This is a genomic window from Rubneribacter sp., assembly GCF_965361815.1.
This window is the reverse complement of record NZ_CBDTNW010000163.1, coordinates 1-7,006: the sequence shown is the minus strand read 5'-3', so window position 1 is coordinate 7,006 and position 7,006 is coordinate 1. Positions and strand designations below refer to the sequence as shown.

General features: G+C 64.6%; 6 protein-coding genes and 1 pseudogene. 1 reads left to right on the top strand and 6 read right to left on the bottom strand.

Annotated elements, in window-relative coordinates:
• Positions 1 to 2,508: molybdopterin-dependent oxidoreductase (locus tag ACWKY3_RS11995; RefSeq protein WP_449316638.1), on the bottom strand; the 2,508-nt coding region annotated here is incomplete at its 3' end.
• 283 nt (positions 2,509 to 2,791) lie between these two features.
• Here ACWKY3_RS11995 and ACWKY3_RS11990 point away from each other — a divergent pair.
• Entirely contained in the window at positions 2,792 to 4,279 is a 1,488-nt protein-coding gene (locus tag ACWKY3_RS11990) for a helix-turn-helix transcriptional regulator (protein WP_449316637.1), read from the top strand.
• 26 nt (positions 4,280 to 4,305) lie between these two features.
• Here the strand turns inward: ACWKY3_RS11990 and ACWKY3_RS11985 are convergent, their stop codons facing one another.
• From ACWKY3_RS11985 to ACWKY3_RS11965, 5 genes and pseudogenes are all read right to left on the bottom strand, one after another.
• Positions 4,306 to 4,794 carry a type II toxin-antitoxin system VapC family toxin gene (locus ACWKY3_RS11985; RefSeq protein WP_449316636.1) on the bottom strand — a complete coding sequence of 163 codons (489 nt, stop codon included), beginning with the start codon at positions 4,792 to 4,794 and terminating at the stop codon, positions 4,306 to 4,308.
• A complete protein-coding gene (locus ACWKY3_RS11980; RefSeq protein ID WP_449316635.1) occupies positions 4,791 to 5,156 on the bottom strand; it encodes a hypothetical protein in 366 nt (121 codons plus the stop codon). The genes ACWKY3_RS11985 and ACWKY3_RS11980 overlap by 4 nt, the downstream gene beginning before the upstream one ends.
• Before the next feature lie 295 nt (positions 5,157 to 5,451).
• Complete coding sequence (locus tag ACWKY3_RS11975; protein WP_449316634.1) at positions 5,452 to 5,760, bottom strand: hypothetical protein; 309 nt, start codon at positions 5,758 to 5,760, stop codon at positions 5,452 to 5,454.
• 120 nt (positions 5,761 to 5,880) lie between these two features.
• Positions 5,881 to 6,750, bottom strand: a complete 870-nt coding sequence (locus tag ACWKY3_RS11970; protein ID WP_449316633.1) for a dimethyl sulfoxide reductase anchor subunit family protein — start codon at positions 6,748 to 6,750, stop codon at positions 5,881 to 5,883.
• A 1-nt stretch (position 6,751) separates the two neighbouring features.
• A pseudogene (locus ACWKY3_RS11965) lies at positions 6,752 to 7,006 on the bottom strand (4Fe-4S dicluster domain-containing protein); the annotation flags it as partial.

The window sequence follows — 7,006 nt, the reverse complement described above, 5'->3', positions numbered from 1 at the left end:
GAACTCGTTGGCGCGATCGACGGCGTACGCTTCGAACAGCATCGGCCAGAACTCGGCCAGCGCCGTGGGCGTGGGGAAGCCGAAGTTGTTCACCGGCTCGCCCGCCTCATCGCAGGTGAACAGCTTGCCCGTGCAGGCGTCTTTGCCCATGCGCATCCAGCCTGTTTCAAACCGGCGATAGGTGCCCCATCGGTCGGGTTCGATCTCCTTGGCGTTGATCCAGCCGTTTTCCTGATAGTAATCGGAAAACTCCTGCCACGACTTCCACGTTACCTTGGGATTGGCGGCGCTGTTGGTCGCAAACCACTCGTCCATGCGATCATCGCAGTATTCCGGGGCCGGCTGCGTTGCATCGACGAGCGAATTCCACGTGCCGTTCGGCCCGCCTACCGCATCGAAGATCAGGCGGCTGATATCGTGGTCGAACTTGGTGTCGCTTGGCGGCTCCACGCAGCGCACCGTTGCCCCAATGCCGCCGGAAGCGCCTTGCGACACGCGGATGTTGTTGATCTCCAGCCAATGCTGGCACGGCAGCAAGATGTCGGCCATCTCGGTGCCGGGATGGTGGAACATGTTGATGTCCACCCAGAAGTCGAGCTTCGACATGCCCTCCCACGCCAGGTTGGCGTTGGACATGTTCATAAACGAGCCAGACTCGTTGATGCCACCTTTCAGCGGGTACGGGTTGCCATCGATGCACGCTTCCCAGATTGTTGTGGCGTCGGCCCATTCGTTGTAGTACGCCGTAAGCGGGAACTCCTCGGCGCCCACCATGTTGGAGAGCGTCTCTATTTTGTCCGGCAGATTGGTTGGATCGGGTTCCACGCCTTCAACGGGAATCACGCCCAAAGCAACAAGCTGGGCCTTCACTTCCTGCGGCATGTTGGAACCGGGCACCGACGTGGCCTGCTCGTCCAGGGGAGAGCGCGTGAGGCCGCGGTTGCCGGCGGGGCCGTCCAAGTTGCCTGTCATGTACATGAGGTGGATGACCGAGCGCACCGTCTGCGTGCAGTTGCCAATCTGGTCGGGCGCAAGGTTCAGGTGGATGCCGCCGTTGCCGTAGGTTTGCCCTTCGGGGCGCGTCGCCCACGCAAGGCACGCCTCCTCCACGAGCGTCGGATCCAGCCCGGTGATCTCCTGGCACCACTCGGACGTGCAGTCGGCCACCGATTCCTCCAGATAGGCCCACACCGGTTTGGCCGTGTGCTTCGTGCCGTCGAGCAGCGTCACCTCGTGCGACTCGCGCATGTCCAGGTCGATGCCCGCGTCGATCAGCTCGTCGTACGAAAGAGGCGGCAGATAGCCCTCTTGGGACGTGCCCTCGTACACCACGTCCATCTGGTCGCGTGTGGGCGCCACGTGGTTGCAGCCTTCCCACTGGGTGGTGTCGACATCCCAAAACACCAGGCCACCCGCACCGTCGTTGGCCAGCTTGTTCCACGCGTAGAACTTGCGGGGGCTGCCGCCTTCCACCACGTCGGACTCTTTGAGCAGGCGCGTTTTCAGCTTCGTGCCCGCAATGTCCGCCGGAGGCGCGGGAGAGTCCGCCGTCGAACCCGCCATAGGCGACGACAACTCGAAGTAGCGCCCGCCCGTAGGCTCCATGTCCTCCACCACGAGGAAGCTCGCGTTGGTCCAGCGCTTCACGAACTCCCAATCCACCAAGTCGTGCTTGATAATGATGTGCTGCCAGCACAAAGCCAGCGCGCCGTCGGAGCCGGGACGCAGGTTCAGCCAGTAATCGGCCTCCTTGCCCGAACCGGAAAGCCGCGGATCGATGCAGATGTGCACGTCGGCCTCGGTCATCTTGTCCACGAGGTTGCGGCAGCTGTCGTCGTAGTTGGAGTTCTCGGGCGCGGTGCCCCACTGCACGTACACGCGCGGCCCGTCGCGCAGAGCCATCCATGGCGCGCCGTCCACCGAGCTGATCCAACCCATCAAACGCCGCGGCCCTTTGCAGATCTCCGAGGCCAGATGCGCGTTGGGCGTGTCGAACAGCCATTTGTAGAAGCAATACGGCGCGTACACCCACTGGCGCGACGTGCCGCACATGTTGAAGATGGCCTGCCCGCCGTAGCGCTCCATGATCTCGTTGAACTTTTCCCCAATGGTCTGCATGGCCTCGTCCCACGAGATGCGCACCCAGCCCGGGTCCTCGCCCTTGGGGTTCGTGCGCTTCATGGGGTGGTAGATACGGTCGGGGTGGTACGCCGCTTGGATGGACGACTGCGACTTGCCGCAGCAGTTTCCGCTCGACTGGAACGACGACTGGTCGCCCTCCACCTTCACGGCGCGCCCGTCCTGGACCGTCACCCACACGCCGCACTCCATCTTGCCGCAGCCGCGGCAGCACGTGCGCACGCGCTTAACCTCGCCGCCGCGCGCGGCGGCTCCGGCGTCTTGCGCAAGCGCCCTGTTCGGCGCGACGGCGGATGCGCACGCAAGCGCCGCACCCGTTGCAGCCGACAGCTTTGAAAACGCGCGGCGCGTCAGATTGAGCCTGCCCATGCTTCCTCCTCCTATCCTGCTCTCGTCCTTTCGGGGAGCGGCGCAACCGCCCCCTCTCCTGCCGCCCAGTCTGCCCAAAACGCAAGGGCGACGCATCATGCGTTTTGTCGAAAAAGCCGCCGCACAGGATGGCGGAAGCATCATGCGTTTACCATGATTTTTGAAAAAGTCCTGATGAGGTGCTTTTATTAGTAAAATACATAAATACTTAGCCTCCCTCTGTCAACTTACGAGCGTGCTATCATCCTTTCATGGGGTCATCAAACCGGGGAGGAAAACGAGCATGGGGCAGGAACGCAAGCCTTTTGCCATAGCGCGCGAGCGTATGCGCGGCCTGTCGTGGAAGAACTTCTTCGGCCTGCGCACCATCGGCTTCGCCCTTGCCCGCAGCTGGGTCTATCTCATGTTCTTGGGAGCCGCCGTCAGCTTCGTCACCTGGGACGGCCAACCCGTGCCCGGCATCATATTCAACGGATCGACCATCGCCTTGTGCGCCACGCTGTTCACCAGCGCGTTTCTTGGGGAACGGCTTGAAACGCTTATGAAAGGATGGGCGTGGCGACTGTCCGGGCCGGCGCTTACCGCCGTTGGCACGCTGCTCGTTGCCTCGATGACGCTGCCCGACGCGCCGCAGGCGCTGCTGGGAGCCTTGGGGGCGCTGTGCACCGGAGTGGGGTCGGGCCTGATAGACCTCGGATACGGCGAGGTGTACCGCAACGTGGACCCGCAGAAGACCGCATTCGAGGCGCCGTTTGCCTTTTTCCTTGCCGCTCTGCTGTTTCCGCTGGTCATGTCCTTGCCGTCGGTAGCGGCATGCATAGTGGCATCATGTTTGCCCCTCGCATCGGGCTACATCTTGTTCGTGCGCTTGAAAGCGTGGTCGCCGCGTCTTGCCGCAGCCGTGCGACCGGTGGGCATTCGCCTGGGAAGGTTCTCGTGGAAGATCGGCGTGTGCGCCTGCCTGATCGGGTTGGCCGACGGCGTGGTGCGCGCAGTGTTCATCGCAGCGAACGAGGCGCCCGTGGAGCGCTTCTACCTCTATCCTCTTGTCTGGGCCAGCATTCTCACCATGGGCATCATCTACGGCTGCGTGCTGTTCTCTCGCGAGATAGGATTGCGGCAGGTGTACAAGTCGGTGATGCTGGTCATGGCCGTGTTCTTCATGCTATTACCCGTGTTCACCGGGCTGTCGGACGTCGAGAGCAGCATTGCGCTGGCAGGCTACGGCACGTTCAACGTGCTCATCTGGGTGCTGTTGGCCGACATCTCGTTCAACTTCCGGTTCTCGTCCATCACGGTGTTCGGCATTGGCTGGGGCATGATCACGCTCGGCGTGCTGCTGGGTTCGATGGCGGGCCAGGCTATCTGCCTGCTGGCCCCGTTCGCGCCGCAGACGCTGTCGCTTGTCGCGCTTCTGGCGACGCTTGCCATCCTGGTGTCGTACATGTTCGTGTTCCGCGAAAGCGACCTCATCGCGCTCACGAAGCCCGACGACGCGCAAGGCGACGCGCAGAACGATGCGCAGGAGGGGGAGCCGCGCAAACGACGCTTTCACGACCGTTGCCAGGACGTGGCCGTCGAATATCGGCTCTCGCCCAAAGAAACCGAGATCATGATCTTGTTTGCGAAGGGCCGCTCAAGCGCGCGCATTCAGGAGGAGCTCTATCTGTCGCGCGGCACCGTGACCACCCATCTGCGCCACATCTACCAGAAGATGGACGTGCACAGCAAGCAGGAGTTCCTCGACGTCATCGAAGGCCGCAGAGGCTGACGCCAGCAGAAGCGACGCGTTGGCCCTCACGCCCTAACCAGGGCCAGCACGTCGCGCGGTGCGAGAGCCGCAACGGGCGACCTGCGCAGAAGATCCTTGTCGGAAGTGACCAGAAGATCGGCTTTCGCGCGTTCGGCGGCAGCAAGAACGAGGTTGTCCTCGAAATCCGGATGAACGGCGCGGTATTTCACTGCGAGCCAGAAATCGGATTGATCAACAGGCACAAGCGCGGCGATGTCTCCCATCGAGCGGATGCAGCCCCAGGCGTACTCGCTGATGGCAGCCGCAGCGGCGGGGGTGATTTCGCGGCCGTCCTCGCGCAACCTGCGCTTCTCCCCCCACTCCAACACATAGTGCAGGTCCTTCACCGATGAGGCGGCGTACAGAAGCGTCGCCTCCTGCTCTGTTGCCCAGCTGACAAGCTCCATGGCCTCGCGCCGCCCCGGCCGATCGCCGGCGAACAGATCAAGCCACACATTGGTGTCGAGCAGCAACTTCGAAGGCGCCGCCGTCATAAGAGCCCCTTCTCTTCCCAATGCCCCAGCAGGGCTTGACTGCGCAGCTCCTTGTAGGGAAGATGCGCAACGGGGTTGTTTGTCGAAGGCCCGACGACGGCCTCAAGCTGCTCCCGCAATTCGTTCATACGCCGAAGCGCCGCCTTCTTTGACGCGATGCGCGTTTCCCGCCCTGGGTCATGTTCGCCTTCCATCTGCTGCAGCAAGCTGCGCACAACCTGCGGCTCATGGGCGTGCGCCGCCGCAAACGCCCAAATGGTGCGAACCGTCTGCGTGGGCGAATAGCCGGCTTCAAGCAGCACAGCATCACCTCGCTCCTTCGTGCGCGCATCAATGCGCACATTCATCTGCATCGCTGCCATGCACGCCTCCTCATCCTCAGCAAGATAATACTATCAGTATAGCATATTCTATAAAGCGCGATAGCTTCTATGCAAGAGAGGCACCCCGAACGGAAGCAGAAGGCACGCGAGAGCCTCAAGCCCCCGAGCGGAAGCGGCGCGCACAAACGCAGAAGCGCTCCGAGCGGAAGCAGCCTTCCCGTTTGCAAGGGGGATTGGGGAGGGAAAGGCCGCACCCGCTCGGAGCGCTTGGGAGATGCATCCGCAGGAGGACGGGCGCACCCGTTCGGCTCCCGCGGATGCGAGGGGGTGAATGCTAGTAGAACATGAACACGGAAAGGCCCAGCTCGTAGAAGACCACGCGGAGCGCGACCGCCCCTGCGAGGGCGCATGCCACGGCGACGGCGCCCCAGAGCCTCCAGTTGCCGGTCTTGCGGCCCATGAGGGCGGCGACCAGCGGGGCCAGGCCGCCGACCGCCACGGCGCCCGCCCAGAGCAGCGGCGCCTGGGCGGCCACGGCGGCCGCGGCGTCGGCCATGCCGGCCGTGGGGCGCGTGGGGTCGAAGTAGAAGCCCACCTCGGCGAAGGAGCCCGCGCTCGCCTGCAGGGAGATGGCGAAGGCCACGGCGGCCGCGGCCGCGAGGGCGGTGCCGGCGAGGGCCGGCAGGCCTGCGGGGGCGACGCCCGGCCCCTCCGGCGGCGTCCCGGCAGGGAGGCCGCGGGCCGCCGCGGGGAGGGGTGGGCGCTAGTAGAACATGAACACGGAAAGGCCCAGCTCATAGAAGACGACGCGGAGAGCGACCGCCCCTGCGAGGACGCATGCTACGGCTACGGCGCCCCAGAGCCTCCAGTCGCCGGACCTCCTGCCCATGAAGGCCGCAACCAGCGGGAGGGCGCCGCCGACGAGCACCGCGCCCGCCCAGAGCAGCGGCGCCTGGGCCGCGACCGCGCTGGCGGCGTCGGCCATGCCGGCCGTGGGGTGGGTGGGGTCGAAGTAGAAGCCCACCTCGGCGAAGGCTCCTGCGGACGCCTGCAGGGAGGCGGCGAAGGCCACGGCGGCCACGGCTCCGAGGGCGGCGCCCGCGAGGGCCGGCAGGCCCGCCGGCGCGACGTCGTCGCCTGCGAGCGCCATGATAAGCGCCATCGTGCACGGCCCGAGCGCGCAGGCGTTGCCGAGGACGTAGAGGACCCAGAGCACCGAGTCCCAAGCAGGGCGTGCCGCCATGGTGTAGGAGTGGGCCATGACAGCTACCAAGATCACACAGATGGCAACGGAGAGCCAGCAGAGCCATTTGGGGACGGTGGTACCATCTTCGCTTCTACGCATCGCTATCAGGTAGGCGACGGCCACCGCCGCCAGCGCTACGATGGCTATCAGCTCCTGGGTGATGCCGGAGGTCAGGTGCCCGAAGCCGTTGAAGACCCTCTCCCAGTGCTCCAGGTGGAAGAACACCGCCACCCCGCCCGCGGCCAGAAGAACCGCCGACGCGATCCAAGCCGGAACCTGGGACCTCTTCGCGTGCCCGCCGGCGGCGAGCAGAGCCTGCGTCCCGAACAGCCCCGCCGACCACGCCACCAGCGCGGTGAACAGTATCAGAGGCCATTGCAGCTCCATGTCACTCCCCTCCTTTCCAGGACTTGCCCCGCAGGATGTAGCGGAACGCCGGCTCGTTCCCGACGTCGGGCAGGCGGTGCACGTCGGCGTCGGAGAAGCCGTTGGCGTACTCGCCTAACTTGACGCGCCCGGAGGCCACGTCTTCGTAGGTTTTGCCATCTAAGTGGAGCCAGTCGGCAGGAGCCTCAAAAGACTCAATACCTTGCTCTAAGTCCCCGAACCACCTCGCCCGGCCTCCGCACTGGGCGACGCACTG